23 protein-coding genes and 1 tRNA gene are annotated in these 23,069 nt (G+C 67.6%); 2 read left to right on the forward strand and 22 right to left on the reverse strand.

What is annotated here, in order from left to right:
* Window positions 1–87 precede the first annotated feature (87 nt).
* The 3 genes from DGN21_RS12565 to tpiA form a co-directional block, all read right to left on the reverse strand.
* Window positions 88–172: transfer RNA gene (locus DGN21_RS12565), tRNA-Leu, on the reverse strand.
* Between the two features lie 49 nt (window positions 173–221).
* Entirely contained in the window at window positions 222–695 is a 474-nt protein-coding gene (gene secG / locus DGN21_RS12570; protein WP_024937981.1) for a preprotein translocase subunit SecG, read from the reverse strand.
* Between the two features lie 33 nt (window positions 696–728).
* The gene (tpiA, locus tag DGN21_RS12575; protein WP_024937982.1) at window positions 729–1,484 is read right to left on the reverse strand and encodes a triose-phosphate isomerase; all 756 of its coding nucleotides are present in this window, start codon (window positions 1,482–1,484) and stop codon (window positions 729–731) included.
* 112 nt (window positions 1,485–1,596) lie between these two features.
* On the opposite strand from tpiA, the gene DGN21_RS12580 reads away from it, so the two are divergent.
* Window positions 1,597–2,397, forward strand: a complete 801-nt coding sequence (locus tag DGN21_RS12580; protein ID WP_126965968.1) for an SDR family oxidoreductase — start codon at window positions 1,597–1,599, stop codon at window positions 2,395–2,397.
* 284 nt (window positions 2,398–2,681) lie between these two features.
* On the opposite strand, the gene DGN21_RS12585 is transcribed toward DGN21_RS12580, so the two are convergent.
* The 10 genes from DGN21_RS12585 to trpB all read right to left on the reverse strand — a co-directional run bounded on the left by DGN21_RS12585 (window position 2,682) and on the right by trpB (window position 13,093).
* Window positions 2,682–3,110: a group 1 truncated hemoglobin gene (locus DGN21_RS12585; RefSeq protein ID WP_126965967.1), complete on the reverse strand. Its 429-nt coding sequence runs from the start codon at window positions 3,108–3,110 to the stop codon at window positions 2,682–2,684.
* Window positions 3,110–3,982 (reverse strand): DUF3034 family protein, encoded by an 873-nt coding sequence (locus DGN21_RS12590; protein ID WP_160954462.1) that lies wholly within the window; start codon window positions 3,980–3,982, stop codon window positions 3,110–3,112. The genes DGN21_RS12585 and DGN21_RS12590 overlap by 1 nt, the downstream gene beginning before the upstream one ends.
* Window positions 3,979–6,345, reverse strand: a complete 2,367-nt coding sequence (locus tag DGN21_RS12595; protein ID WP_024937986.1) for an EAL domain-containing protein — start codon at window positions 6,343–6,345, stop codon at window positions 3,979–3,981. Before DGN21_RS12595 ends, DGN21_RS12590 begins: the two co-directional genes overlap by 4 nt.
* Window positions 6,342–7,034, reverse strand: coding sequence for a methylamine utilization protein (locus DGN21_RS12600; RefSeq protein ID WP_126965965.1), 693 nt, complete (start codon window positions 7,032–7,034; stop codon window positions 6,342–6,344). The genes DGN21_RS12595 and DGN21_RS12600 overlap by 4 nt, the downstream gene beginning before the upstream one ends.
* A 200-nt stretch (window positions 7,035–7,234) precedes the next feature.
* On the reverse strand, window positions 7,235–8,173 hold the full coding sequence (locus tag DGN21_RS12605; RefSeq protein ID WP_046343346.1) for a 2-oxoglutarate and iron-dependent oxygenase domain-containing protein: 939 nt from the start codon (window positions 8,171–8,173) through the stop codon (window positions 7,235–7,237).
* 124 nt (window positions 8,174–8,297) lie between these two features.
* On the reverse strand, window positions 8,298–9,647 hold the full coding sequence (gene glmM / locus DGN21_RS12610) for a phosphoglucosamine mutase (protein ID WP_024937989.1): 1,350 nt from the start codon (window positions 9,645–9,647) through the stop codon (window positions 8,298–8,300).
* An 82-nt stretch (window positions 9,648–9,729) separates the two neighbouring features.
* Window positions 9,730–10,614, reverse strand: a complete 885-nt coding sequence (gene accD / locus DGN21_RS12615) for an acetyl-CoA carboxylase, carboxyltransferase subunit beta (protein WP_046343350.1) — start codon at window positions 10,612–10,614, stop codon at window positions 9,730–9,732.
* Between the two features lie 207 nt (window positions 10,615–10,821).
* The gene (gene trpA / locus DGN21_RS12620; protein WP_046343351.1) at window positions 10,822–11,628 is read right to left on the reverse strand and encodes a tryptophan synthase subunit alpha; all 807 of its coding nucleotides are present in this window, start codon (window positions 11,626–11,628) and stop codon (window positions 10,822–10,824) included.
* Window positions 11,629–11,666: 38 nt separating this feature from the next.
* Window positions 11,667–11,876, reverse strand: coding sequence for a hypothetical protein (locus DGN21_RS12625; RefSeq protein WP_039816394.1), 210 nt, complete (start codon window positions 11,874–11,876; stop codon window positions 11,667–11,669).
* Window positions 11,876–13,093, reverse strand: a complete 1,218-nt coding sequence (trpB, locus tag DGN21_RS12630) for a tryptophan synthase subunit beta (protein WP_039522203.1) — start codon at window positions 13,091–13,093, stop codon at window positions 11,876–11,878. Before trpB ends, DGN21_RS12625 begins: the two co-directional genes overlap by 1 nt.
* 106 nt (window positions 13,094–13,199) lie before the next feature.
* Here trpB and DGN21_RS12635 point away from each other — a divergent pair, with 106 nt between their 5' ends.
* Window positions 13,200–14,120 carry a LysR family transcriptional regulator gene (locus DGN21_RS12635; RefSeq protein WP_126965964.1) on the forward strand — a complete coding sequence of 307 codons (921 nt, stop codon included), beginning with the start codon at window positions 13,200–13,202 and terminating at the stop codon, window positions 14,118–14,120.
* Between the two features lie 147 nt (window positions 14,121–14,267).
* Here DGN21_RS12635 and DGN21_RS12640 read toward each other — a convergent pair whose 3' ends face one another.
* The 9 genes from DGN21_RS12640 to prmB all read right to left on the reverse strand — a co-directional run bounded on the left by DGN21_RS12640 (window position 14,268) and on the right by prmB (window position 22,997).
* Complete coding sequence (locus DGN21_RS12640; RefSeq protein WP_016903693.1) at window positions 14,268–14,936, reverse strand: phosphoribosylanthranilate isomerase; 669 nt, start codon at window positions 14,934–14,936, stop codon at window positions 14,268–14,270.
* A complete protein-coding gene (gene truA, locus DGN21_RS12645; protein ID WP_016903694.1) occupies window positions 14,933–15,706 on the reverse strand; it encodes a tRNA pseudouridine(38-40) synthase TruA in 774 nt (257 codons plus the stop codon). The genes DGN21_RS12640 and truA overlap by 4 nt, the downstream gene beginning before the upstream one ends.
* A gap of 38 nt (window positions 15,707–15,744) precedes the next feature.
* Window positions 15,745–16,131 carry a VOC family protein gene (locus DGN21_RS12650; RefSeq protein ID WP_065031771.1) on the reverse strand — a complete coding sequence of 129 codons (387 nt, stop codon included), beginning with the start codon at window positions 16,129–16,131 and terminating at the stop codon, window positions 15,745–15,747.
* A complete protein-coding gene (locus DGN21_RS12655) occupies window positions 16,128–18,122 on the reverse strand; it encodes a FimV/HubP family polar landmark protein (RefSeq protein ID WP_184429056.1) in 1,995 nt (664 codons plus the stop codon). The genes DGN21_RS12650 and DGN21_RS12655 overlap by 4 nt, the downstream gene beginning before the upstream one ends.
* Window positions 18,123–18,318: 196 nt before the next feature.
* On the reverse strand, window positions 18,319–19,344 hold the full coding sequence (locus DGN21_RS12660; RefSeq protein WP_039510062.1) for an aspartate-semialdehyde dehydrogenase: 1,026 nt from the start codon (window positions 19,342–19,344) through the stop codon (window positions 18,319–18,321).
* An 86-nt stretch (window positions 19,345–19,430) separates the two neighbouring features.
* Window positions 19,431–20,507: a D-glycerate dehydrogenase gene (locus DGN21_RS12665; RefSeq protein ID WP_126965962.1), complete on the reverse strand. Its 1,077-nt coding sequence runs from the start codon at window positions 20,505–20,507 to the stop codon at window positions 19,431–19,433.
* Entirely contained in the window at window positions 20,500–21,603 is a 1,104-nt protein-coding gene (gene aroC, locus DGN21_RS12670; protein ID WP_126965961.1) for a chorismate synthase, read from the reverse strand. The genes DGN21_RS12665 and aroC overlap by 8 nt, the downstream gene beginning before the upstream one ends.
* Window positions 21,593–22,081 carry a hypothetical protein gene (locus tag DGN21_RS12675; RefSeq protein WP_126965960.1) on the reverse strand — a complete coding sequence of 163 codons (489 nt, stop codon included), beginning with the start codon at window positions 22,079–22,081 and terminating at the stop codon, window positions 21,593–21,595. Before DGN21_RS12675 ends, aroC begins: the two co-directional genes overlap by 11 nt.
* Window positions 22,071–22,997 (reverse strand): 50S ribosomal protein L3 N(5)-glutamine methyltransferase, encoded by a 927-nt coding sequence (prmB, locus tag DGN21_RS12680; protein WP_016903701.1) that lies wholly within the window; start codon window positions 22,995–22,997, stop codon window positions 22,071–22,073. The genes DGN21_RS12675 and prmB overlap by 11 nt, the downstream gene beginning before the upstream one ends.
* Window positions 22,998–23,069 lie beyond the last annotated feature (72 nt).

Here is a 23,069-nt window from a genome sequence, read left to right on the forward strand (position 1 = left end):
CCTCTGCCCGCACGCGCCGCGTGCCGGCATGGGGTATAGGCAGACCCCGCGCGCGACCAGCGATGCGCAGGAACTGCAGCCAAACAATGGTGCCCAAGAGGGGACTCGAACCCCTACGACCTAAGTCGCTACCACCTCAAGGTAGTGCGTCTACCAATTCCGCCACCTGGGCATACGTTGCGCCGCTGGGCATCCCAGTGCGCAGCGTATTGTAACCGGCTTCAGCGTTTTTGTGCTGGTTCTGAAGCGTTTTCTTCGCGTGCCGCGGGCACCTGCTGTGCCGGTGCGGACTGCGCCGGCGTTGCAGCCGGAGTTGCGGCAGGCACTGGCTGCGAAGGAGCGGTCGGGACTGCGCCGGCGGCCGGCGCCTGCGGCAACGGCTGAGTCAGCTCGCCCGCAGCGGCGGGCGCCGGGGTGGCCGACTGCGACATCACGCCCAGGTTCTGGTCGGTCGGACGTGCGCCGTGGGTGGCGTACCACGCCATGAACAGGCTGATGCTGAAGAACACCACCGCCAGCCACTTGGTCGACTTGGACAGGAAGTTCGACGCGCCCTGCGAGCCGAACACGGTGCCCGACGCGCCGGCGCCGAAGCCGGAACCGGCTGCCGCACCCGCACCACGCTGCATCAGGATCAGCGCAATCATCGCCAGCGCGACCAGCACGTAGACCACATTGAGGATCAACATCAGCATTTCGAAATCCGTCCCCGGACAAAACTTAATGGGTTAACAAGCGGCCGCCGCACGCGCGATGGCCAGGAAATCCTCGGCGACCAGCGAGGCGCCTCCGACCAGCCCGCCATCGACGTCGGGCTGGGCAAACAGCTCGCTGGCGTTATCGGGCTTGACACTGCCCCCGTACAGGATGGGCAGAGAGTCGGCGATTCTAGCATCCGCCTTCGCGACTTCGCCACGCAGGAACGCGTGCACCGCCTGCGCCTGCTCCGGGCTGGCGGTGCGGCCGGTGCCAATGGCCCAGATCGGCTCGTAGGCGAGCACGGCGCGGGCAAAGCCCGCGCTGCCCACCAGCGCCAGCACCGGCGCGAGCTGGGCGCGCAGCACAGCCTCGGTCTGGTCGGCCTCGCGCTGTTCCAGCGACTCGCCCACGCACAGCACCGGAATCAGCCCGGCATGCATGGCGGCGGCGAATTTATGCGCCACCAGCTCACTGCTCTCACGATGGTACTGGCGCCGTTCGGAGTGGCCGACCAGCCCGTACTCGGCGCCGACATCGACCAGCATCGTGGCCGAGACTTCCCCGGTGTAGGCGCCCTTCTCGTTACTGCTGACGTCCTGGGCACCGAAACACAGATGGTGTTCCTCGAAATCCTCGATCAGGTCGCCCAGGTAAGGCAGTGGCGGCAGGATGACGACATCGACACCCTCCAGGGGCATGTGCGCAGCGATCTGGGCCACCAGTTCGGTGGCGAAGGCGCGGCTGCCATGCAGCTTCCAATTTCCGGCAACGATCTTTCGACGCATCAGGCGCAGGTTCCTGAGTGGAAGACAGGCGACAGAATAGCCCATGCCCTGTCGGCAGCCGGCACACTTCTGTCCATTGCCTGTCCTCCCCCTCCTCCACCAGGAACCTGCCATGTCCGTTTCGCCTGTCTTCGCGCTGGTCACCGGCGCCTCCAGCGGCATCGGCCGCGAGATTGCGCGTGCCTACGCAAGGCGTGGCGTGCCGCTGATCCTGACCGCGCGCCGGGTCGACCGGCTGCAGGCGCTGGCCGAGGAGTTGCGGCCCTTGGTGCAGGTGGAAGTGGTGCCGGCCGATCTGGGCGATCCCGCCGCGGTCGAAGCATTGGTTGCGCAGATCCAGCGCAATGGCTGGACGGTGGGCACCCTGGTCAACAACGCCGGCTACGGCGTGCCGGGCCGCTATCTGCACAACGACTGGGCCACGCACGCACGCTTTCTGCAGGTGATGGTGGGCGCGGTGTGCGAACTGACCTGGCGGCTCTTGCCGATGATCCGCGCCAGCGGCCAGGGCCGGATCCTCAATGTGGCCTCGTTCGCCGCACTGACGCCGAGTGCCGACGGGCAGACGCTGTACGCAGCCAGCAAGAGCTTCCTGCTGCGCTTCAGCGAATCGCTGGCACTGGAGAACGCCGACTGCACGGTCAAGGTCTGCGCGCTGTGTCCCGGCTTTGCCTGGTCGGAGTTTCACGATGTCACCGGCACCCGCGCGGCGATGTCCACCCTGCCCCGCTGGGCGTGGCTGCAGGCCGACGACGTGGCCGAGTACGGCATTGCCGCGCTGGAACGCGGCCAGGTGCTGGCCGTGCCGGGCTGGCGCTATCGCCTGGTCAATGCGGCCTTGCGCGTGATGCCGCATGCGCTCGCACTGCGCCTGATGGCGCGCGGATCGCAGCGGGTGCGTCCGTTGCAGTGAGAGGCGGCGGCGCATCGGCTGCCTGCAGCGTCTTGCCTGCGCAGCCACACACCCGTGACCGCGCGCCGCTTGCAACTGCCAGCTTGTCCGTTGCCATGGCCACCACCGATACCGGCCGCAGCCTCGCTCCTGTCTGCAGCGCAGGGCGACTGGCAATACGTCGCGAGCGGACGTCGGATGCTTTGAACGGCCCCGCCCAGCGCCGCAGTCCGTGGCTGGAAACATGGTGTTACGAGCAGCGACCACGCGCGTCCATCACTGCGCGCGGCAGCGATGCGACACCCTCAGTGATTGACGATTTCGCCATGCATGGCCGCCAGCCGCGCCAGCAGACGGTTCTGCGTGCGGCGCGGAATCTTGCGCTGATCCATCGCCCAGTTCAGATCCTCCACCAGCGCATTGAAGTCGCCTTCGCGAATGGCCAGGTGCGCGTGCGCCTGCTGCATCGACTTGGCGGTATCCGGGCACGGGCCGTCGGCGACATGGCAGAACTTCTGCACCAGGCGCTCGTTGAGCATCACGATGTTGACGCGCGCGAACTTGTCGACGATGCGTTGGTCGTCGGCGATGCGCGACAGCATGGTTTCCACCAGCGCTTCGATTCCGGCCTGCCCGCCGAGTTCGTCGTAGAGCGTGGGGCGCGGTTGCGTGGTGGCGCAGGCATTCATCAGCGCCAGCATGCACAGCAAGGGCCAGCGCAGCCGTCGATTCATCAGAACGCCACCTGCAGGGAAAGATAGGTACCGCGCTGGTCGGTGAGCGTGGCGATGTCGCCAAGCTCGGCCCAGGCCGCGGTCAGGGACACATGCTTGCTGGGAAACCAGGCCACGAATGCATCCGCCCAGGCCTGCTCGCGGGCGAAGCCGAGATTGTCGGGCTTGTCGCGATATTCCACGCCGACCACCCACGCCGGCGACAGCACGACGGCGGCGCTGGCTTCGCCGACCAGCCGATAGGCGTTGCGGCGATCGCCGCCGAAACCGAGCAAGCCGGTCTGATTGGCGCGGGTCGCGCGCAAGGTGCCGTTGAGCAGCAGTTGATAGCCGCCCGCGGCCTGCAGGAACAAGCGGCTGGCACTGACATACACGTCGGTGCCGTGATCGTCGCGCGCGCCGATCGCCAGCGGCAGCGTGCCATTGCGCAGGCGTTTGTACTGCACGCCCACGCTGACCTGCGGCGCATGTCCGTAGACCAGATCGCCGTAGACCCGCAGCTTGGCGCCGAACACGTCCTGGCCAAGCGCATTCCACGGCAGGCCCAGCCGGTCCTGCAGGGTGCCCAGATCCAGCCGTTGCCGCGCCAGCGAAAGTTCCAGCCGGTTGCCGACCGTCAGCGCGGCACCTTGCACGTCGAGCCGGTAATCGCCGCTGTCCACATGCGTGGCGAACAGCACGCTGCCCAGTTCGTCGCGGGTGCCGTAGCCCGACAGCGTGGCCCACGGCACGATGCCGCCACCGCTGCTGCCTTCGATCATCGACACGCCACCGGTGGCGAGCAGGCGCCCGTCGCCGGCGATCGCCGACGCGGGTGCGCTGGCCAGCCCGGCCAGTGCCACAGACAGCAGCGCGCCCCGCCATTTGCTCATCGATGCACTCCTGCCTGCGCCGCCGGCGCCAGATCGAGTTGCCGCATGCACCAGGCGACCAGCGGCACTTCTTCCAGTGGCGGCGAATACAGATAGCCCTGCACCATGTCGCAGCCATAACCGCGCAGCAGCCCCAGCGCGGTGGCGTTCTCCACGCCTTCGGCGATCACGCTCAAGCCCAGGTTGTGCCCCAGATCGATGGTGCTGCGCACGATGAACGCATCGTCGGTGCCCTCGGCCAGTTGCATGACGAAGCTCTTGTCGATCTTCAATTCGTTCACCGGCATGCGCTTGAGTTGCGCCAACGAGGAATAGCCGGTGCCGAAGTCGTCGATGGACAGACGCACGCCGACGCTGCGCAGCTGGTGCAGCATGTGCAGCGCCGATTCGACATCGCGCATCAGCGCGCTTTCGGTCAGTTCCAGCGTCACCGACTGCGCCGGCACCGCGTGATGCTCCAGACGGCCACGCACGTAATCGGGCAGGCCGGGGTCGGACAGATCCAGTGCGGAGAGATTGATCGCCATGCCCAGTTCCAGCCCCTGCCTGCGCCATTGCGCCTGGCAGCGCAGCGCCTCGTCCAGCACGAAGCGGGTCAAGGGATGGATCACGCCGGAGTGCTCGGCCAGCGGAATGAATTCGTCCGGGCCGATCGCTCCGAGCACCGGATGCTGCCAGCGCACCAGCACCTCGACCTGTTCGACGCGATCGTTGCGCAGGCAGATCTTGGGCTGGAAGCGCAAGGTCAGTTCGTTGCCGCCGATGGCCTGGCGCAGATCGCCGGTCAGGCGCAGCCGGCGCAGATGCTGCTCGTCCTGGCCCAGGCGATACACGCTGGCGCCGACGGTGGTGACGTTGCCGCCCTGGCGCCGTGCGATGTCCGCGCGCCGCAACAAGGTGTCCGGATCGGCGCCGTGTTCGGGAATCAGGGCGATGCCGATGCTGGCCTCCAGCTGGATGCGCGCCTGCGGCAGCGCCAGCGGGCGGCGCAACTGCAGCAGCAAGCGCTGTGCATCCTGCTGCACGGTGGTGACATCTGTCTGCGCCACCACCACCATGAATTCGTCGCTGCCCAGCCGCCCGACGAGATTGGGTTCCTGCACCACGTCGGCAAGGCGGCGGCCTGCTTCGACCAGGACCTGGTCGGCAAAATCGTGGCCCAGGCTGTCGTTGAGTTCCTTGAAGCGTTCCAGATCCAGGATCAGCACTGCGGCCGTGCCGCCGGAGGCCACGGTCTGCTCCACCACGTCCTTCAGCCGCTCCAGCAACCAGATGCGATTGGGCAGACCGGTCAGGGCATCGTGGCGCGCCTGATGCAGGATGTGCTGCTCGCGACTGGCGATCTGCTGCTGCATGCGCCCGAAGCTGTCGGCCAACTCGGCCAGTTCGCGCCCGGAGGGCACCTCGACCGCGGTGTGGTAGTCGCCGCGCTGGATGCGCCGCGCTGCCTGCACCAGCTGCGCGACCGGCCTGCTGACGCTGCGCGCCAGGAAGATCGCCACACCCAGCGCCGCAGCCGTGGCCAGGCCCGCCAGCAGCAGGATGCGCAACTTGAGCACGCGGTACGGCGCCACCGCGCGATCCAGCGAGGCCTGCAGCGCGACCCGCACATGGCTGTCGCCCTGGATCGACTGCAGTTTGACCAGGTAACGCGACTCGGCCAGCGTCAACGCGACCGCCGCGCCCTGTGCGCGTTCGGCGGTCGGCAACTGCTGCGCGAACTCGGCGCGCGCAGCCGGCTCCAGCGTGGACGCCAGCACCCGCACCGGCGGACCATCGGTGAAGAAGGTCGCATCCAGCCCGGTGGTGGAACGGAAATCCTGTGCGAGACCGTCGCCGGATTCGTTGCCGATCGCGATCCAGCCCACCCGGCTCGGTGCCAGTACCTGCACCACCGCCAGCCGCACGATGCGTCGGTCCAGTGCGACCACGCCCACCGCACGCCCATCGCGCTGCGCCTGCTGCAGCAGGGTCTGCACTGCGCGCAGCTGTTCGGTTTGCGGCAGATCGGCAAGTCCGGTCAAAAATTCGCCATCCGGGGCCAGCAGCAGCGCGGTCTGCGCCGACATGCGCGCGGCGTGGTTGCGCAATGCCGATTGCATGGTCGGCACATCGCCACTGGCCACGGCCGCGCGGAAACCGAAGTCGTCGGCCAGCACCGAGGCCGACTGCAGCAGTTGTTCGTCGCGGCGCAGATTGATGCGTTGCCAGACGCGCTCGCCGATCTGCAGCTCTTCGCCGAGCTGCGCCTTGACGCTGCGCTCGGTGGCGACCTGCACCGCGATGAAGGTCAACGCCTGCGTGGCAAGCACGACCAGCACCAGAAACGCCGCGATGCGGGTATGCAGGCGCATGGCCTTCATGGCTTGGGCTTCTGCGGGTCGGCGCGGCGGAACTTGTCCTGCAGCGCGCGCACGCGCGCATCCGGAGGTGCCACCGCCGGTGCGGCGCCGGTGGTCTGCAAGGTCACGCGCCGTTGCACGGCCTCGCGCGCAAGCGCCACCGGCTCGGCGAGTGCAGCGCCCTTGATGCGCGGATGCCAGACCCGCAAGGTGTAGTTGCCTGCCGGCGCGTCCAGCTGCACGCGACCGTCGCTGCCGGTCTTGCCGAAATACGGCGTGTCCAGCACCACGATATAGCCCAGCATCCAGTCGTGGATATTGCAGCCCACCGTCACCAGACCAGCCTGGTCAAAGCGCACCGGCGCGGCAGTGCTGCCCTGGAACAGCGGCAACTCAAAACGCTTTGCGGCAGAGAACGAATAGACCTGATGGCGAATCTGGTCGTTGTTGGGAAACCGCACCAAGGTACCGGTGCGCACCGCCAGCACCGCAGGCACGAACTGCGAGTTGACCTGGTCCATCTCGACGGTCCTGGGCGCCCCACCGGCGGCCACCGGACGTGCCGGCTCCAGACTCACTACCGCATCGACCAACATGCCGTTGGCATCGACGACGGTCACGCTGAGCGGCGTCGCCCACGCACAGCTTGCGGCGCAGTACGCCAGCAACCCCAAAACCGGGCCGATCCGTTTGAACCACTGCGTCCGCATGCGCCCCCCAAGCCTAGTGCAATCGGCAGCGGGCGCCAGGCGAATCCGACGTCGCGCTAGCGATCAGACTGGGTTATCGGCTGAGGTGAATGCAAGCTTTAACCGGCCGCCAGCAGAATTTTATGAACCAAACTGTGGCGGAGGTCATCGCCGATGCTGCGAGCGCAGCCGCTGGCGGCGCTGCTGCGCCTGCGAACGGATTACTTCAGCTTGATCTCGCGCAGACGTTCTTCCAGAAAACCGTGCGCGGTAATCGGCTCGGGGTAGCGGCTCGGATTGTCGGCGGAGATGCACGAAGGCAGCACGTCGATGAGGAAATCCGGATTGGGGTGCAGGAAGAACGGCACCGAATAGCGCGGCTTGCGCGCCTGTTCGCCCGGCGGATTGACCACACGATGGATGGTGGACGGATACACGTGGTTGGTCAGGCGCTGCAGCATGTCGCCGATGTTGACCACGATGGTGTCGGCGTCGGCAGTGAACGGCACCCACTCGCCATCGTTGGAGCGCACTTCCAGCCCGGCCGCGCTGGCGCCGACCAGCAGGGTGATGAAATTGATGTCGCCATGCGCACCGGCGCGCACGTTGGGGATGTCGTCGCTGGTGATCGGCGGGTAGTGGATCGGCCGCAGGATCGAGTTGCCGTTGTTGGTCTTGTCGACAAAGTAGTCCTGCGGCAGGCCGATATGCAGCGCCAATGCCGACAGCACACGCGAGCCCAGCTGGTCCAGCTGCTGGTACAGCCGGTAGCCGCGCTCACGGAAACCAGGCACCTCTTCGGGCCACAGGTTCGGCGCCATCACCGCGCGGTACGGCGAATCGTCCGCGATCTCGCGACCGATATGCCAGAACTCCTTCAGATCGAAATGCTTGGAATCCTTGGCGGTCTCCACGCCGAACGCGGTGTAACCGCGCGCACCGCCGCTGCCTTCCACGTGATAGCGACGCTTGACCTCTTCGGGCAGGGCGAAGAACGCCTTGAACACGTCATACGCCGCGTCGATGTCGGCCTGCGCGATGCCGTGGTTGCGGATGCCGGCAAAGCCCCACTGCCGATAGGCCGCGCCGAGCTCGGCGACGAAGGCGTCGCGGTCGCTGTCGAAACGGGTGATGTCCAGGGTCGGGATGCGGGCGCTCATACGGATATCTGTAGTTGAAGTCGGGAAGTCGAAAGGAAGGCCTGCCGCTCAGGACAGCAGGCGATACAACAGGTAGAACGTCGCGGCCTTGGCAAAGACCACGCACACACCAATGATCAGCGACTCACGCCGCGTCACGCACGGCTCCGGAAAGACGGTCGAGCGTGTCCTGCATCAGGCCGGCGTCGTCGGCTTCCACGGTCACGCGCACCACCGGCTCGGTACCGGACGGACGCAGGAACGCGCGCCCACGGCCCTGCACGGCGGCCTGCGCCTGCTGCAGCGCCTGCTGCACGCCGGCGGCCTCCACGATCGCCTTGGCCGCCCCGCCTCCCAGCCGCACATTGACGGTCTTCTGCGGCACCTTGCTCAGGCTGCCCAGGGCCTCGCGCAGACTCTGCCCGTCGCGCCCCAGTGCCTCGAGCACCTGTAGCGCACTGACGATGCCATCGCCGGTGGTGGCGCGATCCAGGCACAGCAGGTGGCCGGAGGTTTCGCCGCCCAGCGTGCCGCCGCCCTCGACCAGGGCCTGGTGCACGTAGCGGTCGCCGACCTTGGCGCGCTGGAACGGGATGTGCAATGCGGCCAGCGCCTGTTCCAGACCGTAGTTGGTCATCAAGGTGCCGACCACGGTGCCGGTGAGCCGGCCGCTGGCCTGCCAGGAGCGCGCGAGCACGTAGAGCAGATCGTCGCCATCGACCGGGTTGCCCTGGTCGTCGGCCATCAGCACGCGGTCGCCATCGCCATCGAAGGCGATGCCGAGCTGCGCACCGCTCTCGCGCACCTTGGCGGCGAGGTTGTCGATATGGGTGGAGCCGACACCGGCATTGATATTGAGCCCGTCCGGTGCGGCACCGATGACGACCACGTCCGCACCCAGCTCGCGGAACAGCATCGGCGCGATGTGATAGGTCGCGCCATGCGCGCAGTCCAGCACCATCTTCAGGCCGTGCAGGGTGAACCCGCGCGCCACGCTGGCCTTGCAGAATTCGATGTAACGGCCGATCGCATCGCGGGTGCGGATCGCCTTGCCCAGGCGCTCCGATTCCACGGTGTGGAACGGCTCGTCCAGCGCGGCCTCGATCGCCGCTTCGGTGGCGTCGTCGAGCTTCTCGCCTTCGGCAGAAAAGAACTTGATGCCGTTGTCGTAATGCGGGTTGTGCGAGGCGCTGATCACCACGCCGGCGTCGGCGCGCAGAGTGTTGGTCAGGAAGGCGATGGCCGGGGTCGGCATCGGGCCGATCAGCTGCACGTCGGCGCCGGCGGCGACCAGGCCGGCTTCCAACGCGGCTTCGAACATGTAGCCGGAAATCCGGGTGTCCTTGCCGATCAGCACCAGCGGGCGCTTGCTGCGGCCCTGGGTGAGCACCCGACCGAGCGCATTGCCCAGCCGCAGCACGAAATCGGCCGAGATCACGCCCTGCCCGACCCGACCGCGGATGCCGTCGGTTCCAAAATACTTGCGACTGCTCATGCGTTACGGTGTTCCTGCCTACGGGTGGACGCACGCGCAGCGGCGCGTGCGACGGTGTCGCGCATGCGCGCAACCACTGGCCTCATGCGGCCGCGTCCTGCGGATGCGGCTGGCGCATCATCATCGCGGTCAGATCGGCGATGCGGTCGCGCATGTCGCGGCGGTCGCAGATCTGGTCGATGGCACCGTGGTCGAGCAGGAACTCCGAACGCTGGAAGCCTTCCGGCAGGGTCTCGCGCACGGTCTGCTCGATCACGCGCGGGCCGGCGAAGCCGATCAGGGCATGCGGCTCGGCGATATTGATATCGCCCAGCATCGCGAACGAGGCCGACACGCCACCGGTGGTGGGATGGGTCAGCACCGAGATGTACGGCAGGCCGGCTTCGCGCAGGCGACCGAGCGCGGCGGAGGTCTTGGCCATCTGCATCAGCGAGAACAGGCCCTCCTGCATGCGCGCCCCGCCGCTGGCGGAAAAGCACACGAACGGGCAGCCGACTTCCAGCGCCACTTCGGCCGCGCGTGCGAAGCGCTCGCCGACCACCGAGCCCATCGAGCCGCCCATGAAGGCGAAGTCGAAGGCGGCGGCGACCAGCGGATTGCCCTTGAGCGTGCCGCGCATGGCGATCAGTGCGTCGTACTCGCCGCTGCTCTTCTGGCTGGCCTTGATGCGCTCGCCGTACCGCTTCTGGTCCTTGAACTTGAGTACGTCGACCGGGCCCAGCTGGGCGGCGATCTCGGTGGTCGCGGTGTCGGGATCGAACAGCGAGTTCAGGCGCGCGCGCGCGCGGATCGCCATATGGTGGTCGCACTTGGGACAGACCTCGAGGTTCTCCTCGAGTTCGGGGCCGTACAGCGCGCTGCCGCAGTTGCTGCACTTCTCCCACAGGCCCTCGGGGACGCTGCGCTTCTTGGCCGGGGTGTTCTCGGTGCGGATGCCCGAGGGCATCAATTTGCTGAGCCAGCTCATGCGTGTATGACAATCCATGCAGGGCGGCCATGTGGGCCGCAGAGGGGCGACAGTCTAACGCGCCGCGGGAAAGCCGAGGTAGCGCGGAGGCTAAATGCGGGGCCGGCATGGCCCGGCCAGCGCCTGCCGCGCCGGCGCTTGAAGGCAGGCGTGCCAGATGGCGCGCAGGCCGCGCCGTCTCCCCCGGAGCAGAGGGCGGCGTTGGCTTCAGGCCTGGTCGAGCGCCTGGCGCAGTGGGGCCAGGAAGGCTTCGGCGCGTTCGCGGGCGCTGCGGACGTCAGTGGCTTCGGCCAGCGCAGCGACCAGGGCGCTACCGACCACCACACCTTCGGCGTCGACGGCCATCGCGGCGGCGCTGGCGGCGTCCTTGATGCCGAAGCCGGCCACCACCGGAGCGCCGGCACGCCGACGCAGCTGGCGCAGGCGGTCGCTGGCGGCATGGGTGTCGAGCAGATTCGAGGCGCCGGTGACGCCGGCGAAGCTGACGTAGTAGAGATAGCCCTGGGCGCTGCTGCACAACATGTCCAGACGCTGCTCGCTGGTGGTCGGCGAGGCCAGCGCGATCAGGGCCAGGCCGACCTCGGTGAAGATGGTGCGGGTCTCGGCCGCTTCTTCGGGCGGCAGATCGACCAGGAGCAGGCCATCCACACCCGCAGCGACGGCGGCTTCGGCGAAGCGACGGGTGCCGTGGATCTCGATCGGGTTGAGGTAGCCCATCAACACCACCGGCGTGGCGGCGTCTTCGCGACGGAATTCGTGCACCGCCTCCAGCACGTAGGCAAGGCCGGCACCACGGCCCAGCGCGCGCTCGGAGCTGCGCTGGATGGTGGGGCCGTCGGCCATCGGGTCGGAGAACGGCACGCCCAGCTCGATGACGTCGGCACCGGCACGTACCAGCGCGTGCATGACCGGTACGGTGGCTTCCAGCGACGGGTCGCCGGCGGTGATGAAGGGGATGAGCGCCTTGCGGCCATCGGCGCGCAGGCGCTGGAAGGTTTCGTCGATACGACGCATTGAAAGACCTTGCAAAAGTTAGAGGCGGTACAACCGCTTCAATGGATGTCCTGGTACATGGCAGGCGGCAGTTCGGCCAATGCCTGGGCCTCGACCTCGAGGTCGAAACTGTCCAGGCAGCAGCCGCAGCCGCTGTTTTCCGAGCAGCTGCGGATCTGCGGCGCCCAGCGGTCGAGCCAGGCGAACAGCAGCTCCTGCTCGCCCGGTTGGTCGGCCAGCGCGGTCACGGTGACGCGCCGCAGTGGCATCAGACCTGCACGCCTTCGCGCGCAGCGATGGTGTGCACGTCCTTGTCGCCGCGGCCGGACAGGTTGCACAGGATCAACGCGTCCTTGGGCATCTCGCGCGCGAGCTTGATCGACTGCGCCACCGCGTGGCTGGATTCGAGCGCGGCCAGGATGCCTTCGGTATGCGCCAGCAGATGGAAGGCGGCCATCGCTTCGTCGTCGGTGATGCCCTGATAGACCGCGCGGCCGCTGTCGGACAGGAACGAATGCTCCGGGCCCACGCCCGGGTAATCCAGCCCAGCGGAGATCGAATGGGTTTCGGTGATCTGGCCGTCGTCGTCGCAGATCACATAGGTGCGGTTGCCATGCAGCACACCGGGGCGCCCGGCCGCGATCGACGCCGCATGACGGCCGCTGGCGATGCCGTCGCCGGCCGCTTCGGCGCCATAGATCTTGACGCCCGGGTCGTTGAGGAAGGCATGGAACAGGCCGATCGCATTGCTGCCGCCGCCGACGCAGGCGCTGATCGCATCCGGCAGGCGGCCGAAGTCTTCCAGCATCTGCACGCGCGCTTCGCGGCCGACAATCGCATTGAAGTCACGCACCATGCGCGGATACGGATCCGGGCCGGCCACGGTGCCGATGATGTAGAAGGTGTCCTGCACGTTGGTGACCCAGTCGCGCATCGCCTCGTTGAGCGCGTCCTTGAGCGTGGCCGAGCCGGAGGTCACCGGGATCACCGTGGCGCCGAGCAACTTCATGCGGTAGACGTTGATCTTCTGCCGCTCGATGTCGGTGGCACCCATGTAGACCACGCACTCCAGGCCTAGCCGCGCGGCGACCGTGGCACTGGCCACGCCATGCTGGCCGGCGCCGGTCTCGGCGATGATGCGGGTCTTGCCCATGCGGCTGGCCAGCAGGGCCTGGCCGATGGTGTTGTTGATCTTGTGCGCGCCGGTATGGTTCAGGTCCTCGCGCTTGAGCAGGATCTGCGCGCCGCCCACTTCGCGACTCAGGCGCTCGGCGTGGTAGATCGGGCTGGGCCGGCCGACGTAATGCTTGAGATCCTTGTCGTACTCGGCGATGAAGGCCGGATCCTGGCGCGCCTGGTCGTAGGCGGCAGCCAGTTCCTGTAACGGGCCGATCAAGGTCTCGGCAACGAACCGGCCACCGAACTTGCCGAAATGGCCGGCAGCGTCCGGATAGGCGTGAAAGTCACTGATGGGCTGGGCCGACATGGGAATCCTCTGCAGCGATGCGGTCATACAAGAAGCATTACTGTAGCGCAGCCACGGCGCGCGATAAATCGATAAGATTGCCGCAACCTGTGACCTGGACTCACATATGAGCACCCTGCTTCCCCCGCTTGCAGCGCTGCGCGCGTTCGAATCCGCCGCGCGTCTGCAGAGCGTCAGCCGGGCCGCGCAGGAGTTGCACGTGACCCATGGCGCCATCAGCCGGCACGTGCGCTCGCTGGAACAGGCCCTGGGCGCGGCGCTGTTCACCCGCCAGGGTCGTGGCCTTGTGCTGACTCCTGCCGGCGTCCGGCTGCGTGATGCGACCGGCGAGGGCTTTGCGCTGATCGGCGACACCTGGGCGGCGTTGCGGCGCCCGAGCAGCGAGGCGCCGCTGGTGCTGGGCTGCTCGGGCAGTCTGCTCGCGCGCTGGGTCATCCCGCGGCTGGGCCGGCTGCAGCGGGATCTGCCGCAGGTGCGCCTGCACCTGTCGGCCAACGAGCAGGCGCCCGGCCCGGACCTGGACGGCCTGGATGCGGCACTGCTGCTGGACATCCCGCCCTGGCCGGGCGACTGGCAGGTGCACGAGCTAGGGGTGGAGTGGATCGGTCCGGTGCTGAGTCCGCAGCTGGCATCGGCGACGCAGCTGGCTGGCAAAGTGCCCGCCGCCCTGCTCGATCACGCCTTGCTGCATACCCGCTCGCGCCCGCAGGCCTGGCCGGAATGGGCGCAAAGCCACGGCGTGGCAGCCGAAGCGCTGCGCTTCGGCACCGAATTCGAACATCTGGTCTACCTGCTGGAAGCCGCCGCCGCCGGCCTGGGCGTGGCGATCGCACCGCAACCGCTGGTTGCCGCGGACCTGGCCGCCGGACGCCTGCTGGCGCCCTGGGGCTTCACGCCAACCCGCGGCCGCTGGGTACTGTGCGCCGCAAGGCGCAACCCGGATCCACGCATCGACCAGCTTGCCGGCTGGTTACGTAGCGCGCTTTCAGAAGATCAGCAGCGCACCACGGATGCCGCAGGCGTCTGATTGGAACGCTCAGTGATCGGAGAGACTACGACCAAGCAATCAATCATCGGAGGACACGAAAAATCTAGGGCAATTAAAACAACGAAGCAGACTGCCTACTCCGATTCCCCAATCCCCAATCCCGATTCTCGAATCCCGATTCCCAACTCACCCCATCTCGTGACAATCGGCCCGGCGCACTTCTTCGACGAACTTGCGCATCATGTGGCCGTCCTTGATGCCGGGCGCCAGCTCCACGCCGCTGGACACGTCCACACCCCATGGCAGCGTTGCCACGATCGCATCGAACACATTGTCGGCGGTGATGCCGCCGGCCAGCAGAAACGGGCGATGCAGGCCGGTCGGCAGGCGCGACCAATCGAAGGTCTTGCCGGTACCGCCGCCTGCGCCGGGCGCATGGCTGTCGAACAGGAAACCGGCGGTATTGGGGAAGGCGAGCTGCAAGGTTCGCGCGTTGGCGTCCTCGCCATTCATCCCGCCGCTGCCCATCGGCACCGCCTTCAGATACGGCAGGTTGAAGCTGCGGCAGAACGCGTCGTCTTCCTCGCCATGGAACTGCAGCAAGGTCGGACGTACGGTGCGCACCACTTCGCGTACTTCTTCCTTGGAATTATTGCGGAACAGCGCCACCACATCGACCATCGGCGCAGTGGCCTGGCGCATTGCGCGCGCCTCGGCCGGCGCCACGCGGCGCGGGCTGCCATGCGCAAAGATGAAACCTACCGCGTCCACACCCAGCTCGCCGGCCAGTCGAATATCACCGGCGCGAGTCATGCCACAGAACTTGATACGGGTGCGGTACAGCGATCGATTCATTGGGTTACCTCAGCGGGCAGATGCCACTCTGCGGGATACAGCGGCCCGACGAAGACCAGGCCTTGTGGCGGCGCTGTCGGCCCGGCCACCGTACGGTCGCGGCCGGCCAGCAACGTCGCGATCCAGTCGCCCGGTTGTTCCCCGGTTCCGATCAGGATCAGCGAGCCAACAATATTCCGCACCATGTGATGAAGGAATGCATTGGCCTGGACCTGCACCTCCACCACCTCGCCGATGCGTTGCACGCTGATGGCCTGCAGGTTGCGGCGTGCATGCAGGGCCTGGCACTGCACACTGCGAAATGCGCTGAAGTCGTTCTCACCCAACAAGGCCTGCGCGGCTGCGTGCATGGCATCGGCATCCAGCGGGCGCCGTTCCCAGCTCAAGGTCTGGCGATACAGCGCCGGGCGTATCTGCCGATTCAGCAGGCGATACCGGTAGCGGCGTGCGCGTGCGGAAAACCGCGCATGGAAGTCGGCGGCGGCCGGCACGCACCAGCGCACCGCGATCGAGGGCGGCAGGCGCGCGGTGGTGCCCAGCATCCAGCCACGCGGCTCGCGGCGCGCATCGCTGTCGAAATGCACCACCTGGCATTCGCCGTGCACGCCGGCATCGGTGCGGCCCGCGCACACCACCTGCACCGGGGCATCGGCCACCGAGGACAGCGCCGCCTGCAGGCTGGCCTGTACGCTCGGCCCGCCATGTTCCCCCAACTGCTGCCAGCCCTGAAACTCGCTGCCGTCGTACTCCACGCCCAGCGCGTAACGCATCGGAACCTGCCTGTTATCGAATCGATGGAGCGCGCGGACTAGCCGACCGTGCGCTCGGACCACACTGCCAGCGTGTTACCGCCCGGCTCGCGAAAATGAAAGCGGCTGCCGCCGGGAAAGCCGAACACCGGCTTGACGATCTCGCCACCGGCCGCGCGAACGCGCTCGGCCATGGGCTCCAGCGCGTCGGCATACAGCACGACCAATGGGCCAGCGTCTGCCGGCGCTACCGCGGTGGCGCGATAGAAACCGCCGTCCAGACGACCGTCGTTGAAGGCCAGATAATCCGGGCCATAGGCCTGAAACTGCCAGCCGAACACGGCTTCGAAAAAGGCGCGGCTGGCCTCCAGATCGAGCGAGGCGAATTCCACGTAATCGATGCGGCGCTCGCGCGCGGCGGCCATGCTGTCCAGCGCCGGGCTCATGCCAGGCGTTCCAGCAGTTCGGCGGCCTCGGCGCGGCTGGCCTCGTCGCCGGTTGCCGCGACTTCCAGCAACAGGCCGCGTGCGGTGTCCGTGTCACCAAGGTCCATGTAGGCCACGGCCAGCTCCAGACGATCGCGCCCTGCCGAGACGAACTCCCTGCTGTTCACCGCGCTGGGCGCAGCGGCCGGCGCGATGGGGGCCGGATCGACATCCAGGCGGTCCTGCGTGGCGACCGACGCGGACGGCATGCCCGGCGCCAGATCATTGCTGGCATGCGCAACGTCACCGTACGGCAGCGGGCCGTCTTCCGGCTGCGCGTGCGCGGACCTCGGCGGCTCCGGCACCGCGTCCTCGGGCGCGACGAACGCCGGCTGCTCTACCGGAGGGGCTGGCGGCGTTGCGCGCAGCGAGCGCCAGTCATCGCTGGTGACCACCGGCGGCGCGGCGGCAGGCTCGGACAACAGCGGCTCACGGCGCAGCACATCGGACAGCGGTTGCTGCGTCTGCTGGGCGCGTTCTTCTTCGCGCAGATCGGCTTGTTCGAATTCGGGGTCGTGCAGCACATCGTGCTCGCTGGGCACGGTGGCCTGCGTATCGTCCTGCGGTTCGGCGGCGTCTGCCGCGGCACCGACCGGCACGAAATCGAACTGACGCCGCGGCAACGGCGGCAGCGGCGAGGGTTTGCGCCGGCGCGCCGCCAGCCAGGCGACGACCGCCGCGACGATCAACACCAGGCCACCGATCAGCCACAGCGGGAACCCGCTGCCCTGCTGTGCCGCAGCCGGCGTTTCCGACAGGCGCTTCTGCGCGGCCGCCAGGTCGGTGTCCTTCATGGCGATCAAGGCTTGCTGTTGCTGCTTGAGCTTTTCCAGATCGGCCACGCGGGTGCGCAGATCCTGCAATTCCGCATCGCGGGTGGCGATGTCTTCCCTGGCCTGTTGTAACTGTTGGTTGGCCGCCATGTCGCCCTCGCCTTCGGCACTGGTGCCGGACGTGGCGCCGGCGGTGTTGGTCTGACTCGCCACTGCAGGGGCGATCTCGAGCCGCGCGCCGGCACCTGCCGAGGCCGCCGCTGCGGCAGGCGCGGGTGTTGCGGCCGCAGCGCCGGCCTCGGCCGGCTGCGGAACCGCCGAGCGCGCCTGACGCCACTGCGCGGCCTGCTCGCGCACCATCACCGCCGCTTCGGCGGCGCCGACCTGCGCCAGCGCATCCTCCTGCGGGGTGCGCAGCACTGCGCCCTGCTTCAATCGATTGATGTTGCCGCCGATGAAGGCGTCCGGGTTGGTACGCAGCAGCGCCAGCATGGTCTGGTCGAGCGAATGCCCGCTGGAACGGGCCACTGCGGCAGCGATCTCCGACAAGGTCTGGCCCGAGCGCACCGCCGGCAACGCATCGCCGGCCGGCACCGGCGCGGCAGCACGCGTGCTGGAACGTGCGCCAGGCGCCGCCGCGTCGGCGGCCTGTCCGGCGCGCTCGGCAGCGGCTGCGGACGCGGCGGCCGGTGCGCGTGCGATGGCATTGCTGGCCCCGGCGCGCGGCGCCTCGATGCCTGGCTCGGCGATCGCCGCGGCGGTGTTGGGCGCATCGACTAATGCGGAATACTCGCGCACCAGCCGGCCCTGGCCCCACTCCACCTCGATCAGGAAGTTGATCGCCGGCTGCTCCACTGCCTGGCTGCTGGTCACGCGGATCACCGCACGCCCGCGCGCGTCCTGCGCGAACTGGAACTGCAGGTTGCTGACCAGACCCTGCGGGCGTTCCAGACCGACCCGTGCAAACGTGGTGGCCGATGCCAGCGCCACGCGTGCGTTGTCGAGTTCGCCCGGCTCATTGGAGATGACCGGAATCTCGGCCACCAACGGCTGCCCGGGCCTGGACAGCACCCGGATATCGCCCAAGCCCAACGCCATGGCAGCGCCGCTGCAGGCCATCAGCAGCAGCGCACCTATCCCTTGTATCGGACGCATCGCGCCCCCGCCCCTATGTTTCATGGGCATCAATATAGCCGCTGCATGAGCGAAAAAGTCGGCGACCCGACGCAGAGCGCAGATGCCGCCGCGATGCCGCGATGCGACATGCATGCTGCAGCTCATCGGCAGCGCATTGGTAGGAGCGCGCCTGAGCGCGATGAGGCTTCACTGGGAGAGCTTCATCGCGCGCCAGCGCGCTCCTACGGGACTACGGCGATCAGCCTTCCTGTGCGACCAGCTCGGCCAGCTGCACGGCATTGAGCGCGGCGCCCTTGCGGATGTTGTCCGAGACGATCCACAGATTCAGGCCGCGCGGATGCGACAGGTCCTCACGGATACGGCCGACGAACACCGCGTCCTTGCCGGAGGCATGCGTGACCGGCGTCGGGTAGCCGCCAGGCTTGCGCTCGTCCACCACTTCCACGCCGGGCGATGCGGCCAGCAGCGCGCGCGCGTCTTCGACGCTGATCTTGTCGCGGGTTTCGATCGCCACCGCTTCGGAGTGACCGTAGAACACCGGCACGCGCACCGCGGTGGGATTCACCTGGATGGAGTCGTCGCCCAGGATCTTGCGCGTCTCCCAGACCAGCTTCATCTCTTCCTTGGTGTAGCCGTTGTCCTGGAAGTCGTCGATGTGCGGAATCAGGTTGAAGGCGATCTGCACCGGGAAACGCTGCGGGTCGATCTGCTGGAAGCTCAGCAGCTCGCTGGTCTGCTTGCCCAGCTCTTCCATCGCCGAACGCCCGCCGCCGGAGACCGACTGGTAGGTCGCCACATTGATGCGCTCGATGCCGTACTTGCGGTGGATCGGGCCGAGCGCGACCAGCATCTGCATGGTCGAGCAATTGGGGTTGGCGACGATGCCGCGCGGGCGCTGCTTCAGCGCTTCGGGGTTGACCTCCGACACCACCAGCGGCACGTCGTCGTCGTAGCGGAACGCGGAGGAATTATCGATCACCACCGCGCCGGCGGCGGCGAACTTGGGGCCGTACTCCTTGGACACGCTGCCGCCTGCGGAGAACAGCGCGATGTCCACGCCGGTGGGATCGAAGTCGGCCAGGTCCAGCACATCGACCTTGCCGCCATTGAACTCCACCTGCCCGCCGGCCGAGCGCGCCGAGGCCAGCGCGTACAGGGTGGCGACCGGGAAGTTGCGCTCGGCCAGGATGCTCAGCATGGTCTCGCCGACAGCGCCGGTGGCGCCCACGACCGCGACGTTGAAACGACGGTTTTCGTTGCTCATGAGATTGTCTTTATCGAATAAGGAAAGTGGGGAATACGCTTGCGCAGTGGGTTCGGGGAACCTCCAAAGCTGGCCGCGGAGGTTCCCTATCGTTTGGTCGTGACGGTTTTGCCGGTGCCGGTGCTGGTCGCTTCGCCAGCGCGCGCGCCGCCCTGTTTGGCAGCAGCCACCGCATCAGCATTCAGCGCGCTCGGCGGGTGGCCGGCATTGGCGCCTTTGCCCAGCGCGGCAATCAGGTTGTCCACCGCCAGCTGCACCATCGCGCGGCGCGTGGCCAGGCTGGCGCTGCCGATATGCGGGGTGAGTACGACGTTGCGCAGAGCCAGCAGCTCGGGACGGACGGCCGGCTCGCCTTCGTAGACATCCAGGCCGGCACCGGCCAGGCGCCCATTGGCGAGCGCATCGGCCAGCGCGCTTTCATCGACCAGGCCGCCGCGCGCGATATTCACCAGCGTGGCGGTGGGGCGCATCTTGCCCAGCGCCGCGGCATCGATGATGTGGTGCGAGTCCTTGGTGTAGGGCAGCACCAGCACCAGGTGATCGGACTGCGCCAGTAACGTATCGAGGTCCACGTACTGCGCGCCGAGCGCCTGTTCGGTGGTGGCCGGCAGCTGGCTACGGTTGTGGTACAGCACGCGCATGCCGAAGCCATGCGCGCCGCGGCGGGCGATGCCCTGCCCGATCCGGCCCATGCCCAGGATGCCCAGCGTGCTGCCGTGGAGATCAGCACCGAGCATGGTCTTGAACGACCACTGCCCCCACTGCCCGTCGCGCAGCCAGCGCTCGGCTTCGGTGATGCGGCGCGCGGTGGCCATCAACAAGGCAAAGCCGAGATCGGCGGTGGTCTCGGTCAGTACATCCGGGGTGTTGCTGGCCAGGATGCCGGCTGCGCTGAGCGCATCCAGATCCAGGTTGTTGTAGCCCACGCCGACGTTGGCGATCGCGCGCAGTTGCGGTGCAGAGGCGATTTCCGCCGCGCCGATACGCTCGTTGAGGGTGATCAGCGCACCGTCCAGCGATGCCAGCCGCGCAGCCAGCTCGGCCGGCGAATACGCGGTGACGCGCGCGGTGGTGGTCAGCTCGAAATGCTCGCCCAACTGCGCGACGACATCGTCGAACAGCGGCTGGCTGACCCACACCTTGGCGCGGGGCGACTCAGACATCGGCCTGACCGGGAATGCGTGGCGTCACCTCGCCGACATCGCCGCACTGGGCGCGATGACGCAAGGCCTGGTCCATCAACACCAGCGCCATCATCGCCTCGGCGATCGGGGTGGCGCGGATACCGACGCAGGGGTCGTGGCGGCCGGTGGTGATCACATCGACCACCGCGCCGTCCGCGTCCACGGTCGCGCCGGGCAGGCGCAGGCTGGAGGTCGGCTTGAGCACCATCGAGGCGGTGATCGCCTGGCCGGTGGAAATCCCGCCCAGGATGCCGCCGGCATGATTGCTGAGAAAGCCTTCCGGGGTGATCAGGTCGCGGTGTTCGGTGCCCTTCTGCGCGGCGCTGGCGAAACCGTCGCCGATCTCCACGCCCTTGACCGCATTGATGCTCATCAAGGCCGCGGCAAGTTCGGCATCGAGCTTGCCGTAGATCGGCTCGCCCCAGCCCGCCGGCACGCCACCGGCCACCACGTCCACGCGCGCGCCGACCGAGTCGCCGGACTTGCGCAGCGCGTCCATGTAGGTTTCCAGCTCCGGCACCTGCTCGGCATGCGGCCAGAAAAACGGGTTGTCCTCGACCGCATTCCAGTCGAAACCGGTCGGGCGGATCTCGCCCAGCTGCGATAGAAATCCGCGCACCAGCACGCCGTAGCGCTGCTTGAGCCACTTCTTGGCGATCACCCCGGCGGCCACACGCATGGTGGTCTCGCGCGCGGACGAACGCCCGCCGCCGCGCGGATCGCGGATGCCGTACTTGTGCCAATAGGTGTAGTCGGCGTGCCCGGGACGGAACTGCTGGGCGATGTTGCTGTAGTCCTTGCTCCGCTGATCGGTGTTGCGGATCAGCAGGCCGATCGGCGTGCCGGTGGTCCGGCCTTCGTAGACGCCGGACAGGATCTCGATCTCGTCGGCTTCGCGGCGCGCCGAGGTATGCCGGCTCTTACCGGATGCACGCCGCTGCAGATCGTGGGTGAATTCTTCCGGCGCGATCTCCAGGCCCGGCGGGCAACCGTCGACCACGCAGCCGATCGCCGGCCCGTGCGACTCGCCGAAGGTGGTGACCGTCAACAGGCGGCCGAAACTGTTACTGCCCATGACGGCATCCTCTCAACATTGCAGCAGGTGGCGTGGCGCGCAGGATGCGCGGCAGGTGACGTGCCGCCACCAGCATCGGTGCCACCGCCAACAGGCCGCTGAACACCAGCGCAAAGACATCCAGCTTAATGCGCCCACTCAGCAGCCAATCGGCGAGCAGGTGCAGCGCAACGCCAGTTCCGACCAGCAGGCCGAGTGCCACAATGAGCGTGCGGCGCCGATGCGCACGCAAGGCCGCATCCGAACTGACCACCACGATCCACGCCGACACCAGGCCGAAAAACGCCATCAGGCCGAAGCCGATCTCCGCCCCCGCCCTAAACAAGCGCTGTGGCAAGGGACCGCCGTACATCGGGTCGAACAGGCGGTACACCACGTCGATCAAACCGAGCGGAATGCCGACGCCGAAGATGGACACCGGCACCAGCAACAGCAGATCGCTCAGCTGCGGCCGCGCGATGGACGATTCAGCGCGCACTGGCCAGCTCGGCGATGCGCGCGCCGTGCGCGATCAACTCGCGGCATTCGACCGCGAAGATGCCCATCTGCCCCACCTTGAACTCGACCCAGGCCAGATCCACTTCCGGCAACAGCTTGATCAAGTGCTGCTCGGACTCGCCCACTTCGCAGATCAGCAGACCGTCTTCGCTGAGGTGCTGCGGCGCATCGCGCAGGATCTTCAGCACCAGATCCAGGCCGTCGTCGCCCGCACGCAGACCCAGCTCCGGCTCGTAGGAATACTCCTGCGGCAGCGCGTCGGTTTCGTCGTTGGTGACATACGGCGGATTGGTGACGATCAGGTCGTACTGGCGGCCACCCAGCCCGGCGAACAGGTCCGACTTGAGCAGGGTGACATTGTCGGCATGCAGGCGCGCCTTGTTTTCGGCGGCCAGTGCCAGCGCGTCGTCGCTGATGTCCACGCCGTCCACGTCCCACTGCGGGTTGTAGTGGCCCATGGCGATCGCGATGCAGCCCGAACCGGTGCACAGGTCCAGCGCGCGGGTGACTTCGCGTCCGCCCAGCCAGGGTTCGAAGCCGGCCTCGATCAGCTCGGCGATCGGCGACCGCGGCACCAGCGCACGCGCATCGCTCTTGAAGCTCAGCCCGGCGAACCAGGCCTCGCCGGTCAGGTACGCCGCCGGCACGCGCTCGTTGATGCGGCGCTCGAACAGGCCCAGCACCTGCTCCTTTTCCGAGCGCAGCAGGCGCGCCTGGCCATAGGCCGGGCCCAGATCGTGCGGCAGATGCAGGCTGTGCAGGACCAGCTGGGTGGCCTCGTCCAGCGCATTGTCGTAGCTATGGCCGAAGGTCAGACCGGCTGCATTGAAACGGCTGGTGCCGTAGCGGATCAGGTCGATGATGGTGTGCAGTTCGTCGGCCGCGGCGGCAGTCATGGCAACAACTAAAGAGGAATCGGCCCACGATTATAGAGGTCGGATCGGTATCATGAGCGTCCGTTGCACTGG

Origin of the sequence: Xanthomonas sp. MLO165 (assembly GCF_018831305.1) — a bacterium.
Lineage (GTDB): Bacteria > Pseudomonadota > Gammaproteobacteria > Xanthomonadales > Xanthomonadaceae > Xanthomonas > Xanthomonas arboricola.

What these genes read in the sequence shown, in the direction of transcription:
- DGN21_RS12590 (WP_160954462.1), bottom strand. Translation starts at nt 3,982, where the DNA reads ATGAGCAAATGGCGGGGCGCGCTGCTGTCTGTGGCACTGGCCGGGCTG.
- accD (WP_046343350.1), bottom strand. Translation starts at nt 10,614, where the DNA reads ATGAGCTGGCTCAGCAAATTGATGCCCTCGGGCATCCGCACCGAGAAC.
- DGN21_RS12595 (WP_024937986.1), bottom strand. Translation starts at nt 6,345, where the DNA reads ATGAAGGCCATGCGCCTGCATACCCGCATCGCGGCGTTTCTGGTGCTG.
- secG (WP_024937981.1), bottom strand. Translation starts at nt 695, where the DNA reads ATGCTGATGTTGATCCTCAATGTGGTCTACGTGCTGGTCGCGCTGGCG.
- DGN21_RS12655 (WP_184429056.1), bottom strand. Translation starts at nt 18,122, where the DNA reads ATGAAACATAGGGGCGGGGGCGCGATGCGTCCGATACAAGGGATAGGT.
- DGN21_RS12580 (WP_126965968.1), top strand. Translation starts at nt 1,597, where the DNA reads ATGTCCGTTTCGCCTGTCTTCGCGCTGGTCACCGGCGCCTCCAGCGGC.
- DGN21_RS12650 (WP_065031771.1), bottom strand. Translation starts at nt 16,131, where the DNA reads ATGAGCCCGGCGCTGGACAGCATGGCCGCCGCGCGCGAGCGCCGCATC.
- tpiA (WP_024937982.1), bottom strand. Translation starts at nt 1,484, where the DNA reads ATGCGTCGAAAGATCGTTGCCGGAAATTGGAAGCTGCATGGCAGCCGC.
- DGN21_RS12640 (WP_016903693.1), bottom strand. Translation starts at nt 14,936, where the DNA reads ATGAATCGATCGCTGTACCGCACCCGTATCAAGTTCTGTGGCATGACT.
- glmM (WP_024937989.1), bottom strand. Translation starts at nt 9,647, where the DNA reads ATGAGCAGTCGCAAGTATTTTGGAACCGACGGCATCCGCGGTCGGGTC.
- DGN21_RS12605 (WP_046343346.1), bottom strand. Translation starts at nt 8,173, where the DNA reads ATGAGCGCCCGCATCCCGACCCTGGACATCACCCGTTTCGACAGCGAC.
- DGN21_RS12635 (WP_126965964.1), top strand. Translation starts at nt 13,200, where the DNA reads ATGAGCACCCTGCTTCCCCCGCTTGCAGCGCTGCGCGCGTTCGAATCC.
- DGN21_RS12660 (WP_039510062.1), bottom strand. Translation starts at nt 19,344, where the DNA reads ATGAGCAACGAAAACCGTCGTTTCAACGTCGCGGTCGTGGGCGCCACC.
- DGN21_RS12585 (WP_126965967.1), bottom strand. Translation starts at nt 3,110, where the DNA reads ATGAATCGACGGCTGCGCTGGCCCTTGCTGTGCATGCTGGCGCTGATG.
- prmB (WP_016903701.1), bottom strand. Translation starts at nt 22,997, where the DNA reads ATGACTGCCGCCGCGGCCGACGAACTGCACACCATCATCGACCTGATC.
- aroC (WP_126965961.1), bottom strand. Translation starts at nt 21,603, where the DNA reads ATGGGCAGTAACAGTTTCGGCCGCCTGTTGACGGTCACCACCTTCGGC.
- DGN21_RS12665 (WP_126965962.1), bottom strand. Translation starts at nt 20,507, where the DNA reads ATGTCTGAGTCGCCCCGCGCCAAGGTGTGGGTCAGCCAGCCGCTGTTC.
- trpB (WP_039522203.1), bottom strand. Translation starts at nt 13,093, where the DNA reads ATGTCGGCCCAGCCCATCAGTGACTTTCACGCCTATCCGGACGCTGCC.
- DGN21_RS12600 (WP_126965965.1), bottom strand. Translation starts at nt 7,034, where the DNA reads ATGCGGACGCAGTGGTTCAAACGGATCGGCCCGGTTTTGGGGTTGCTG.
- truA (WP_016903694.1), bottom strand. Translation starts at nt 15,706, where the DNA reads ATGCGTTACGCGCTGGGCGTGGAGTACGACGGCAGCGAGTTTCAGGGC.
- trpA (WP_046343351.1), bottom strand. Translation starts at nt 11,628, where the DNA reads ATGCGTCGTATCGACGAAACCTTCCAGCGCCTGCGCGCCGATGGCCGC.
- DGN21_RS12625 (WP_039816394.1), bottom strand. Translation starts at nt 11,876, where the DNA reads ATGCCACTGCGGCGCGTCACCGTGACCGCGCTGGCCGACCAACCGGGC.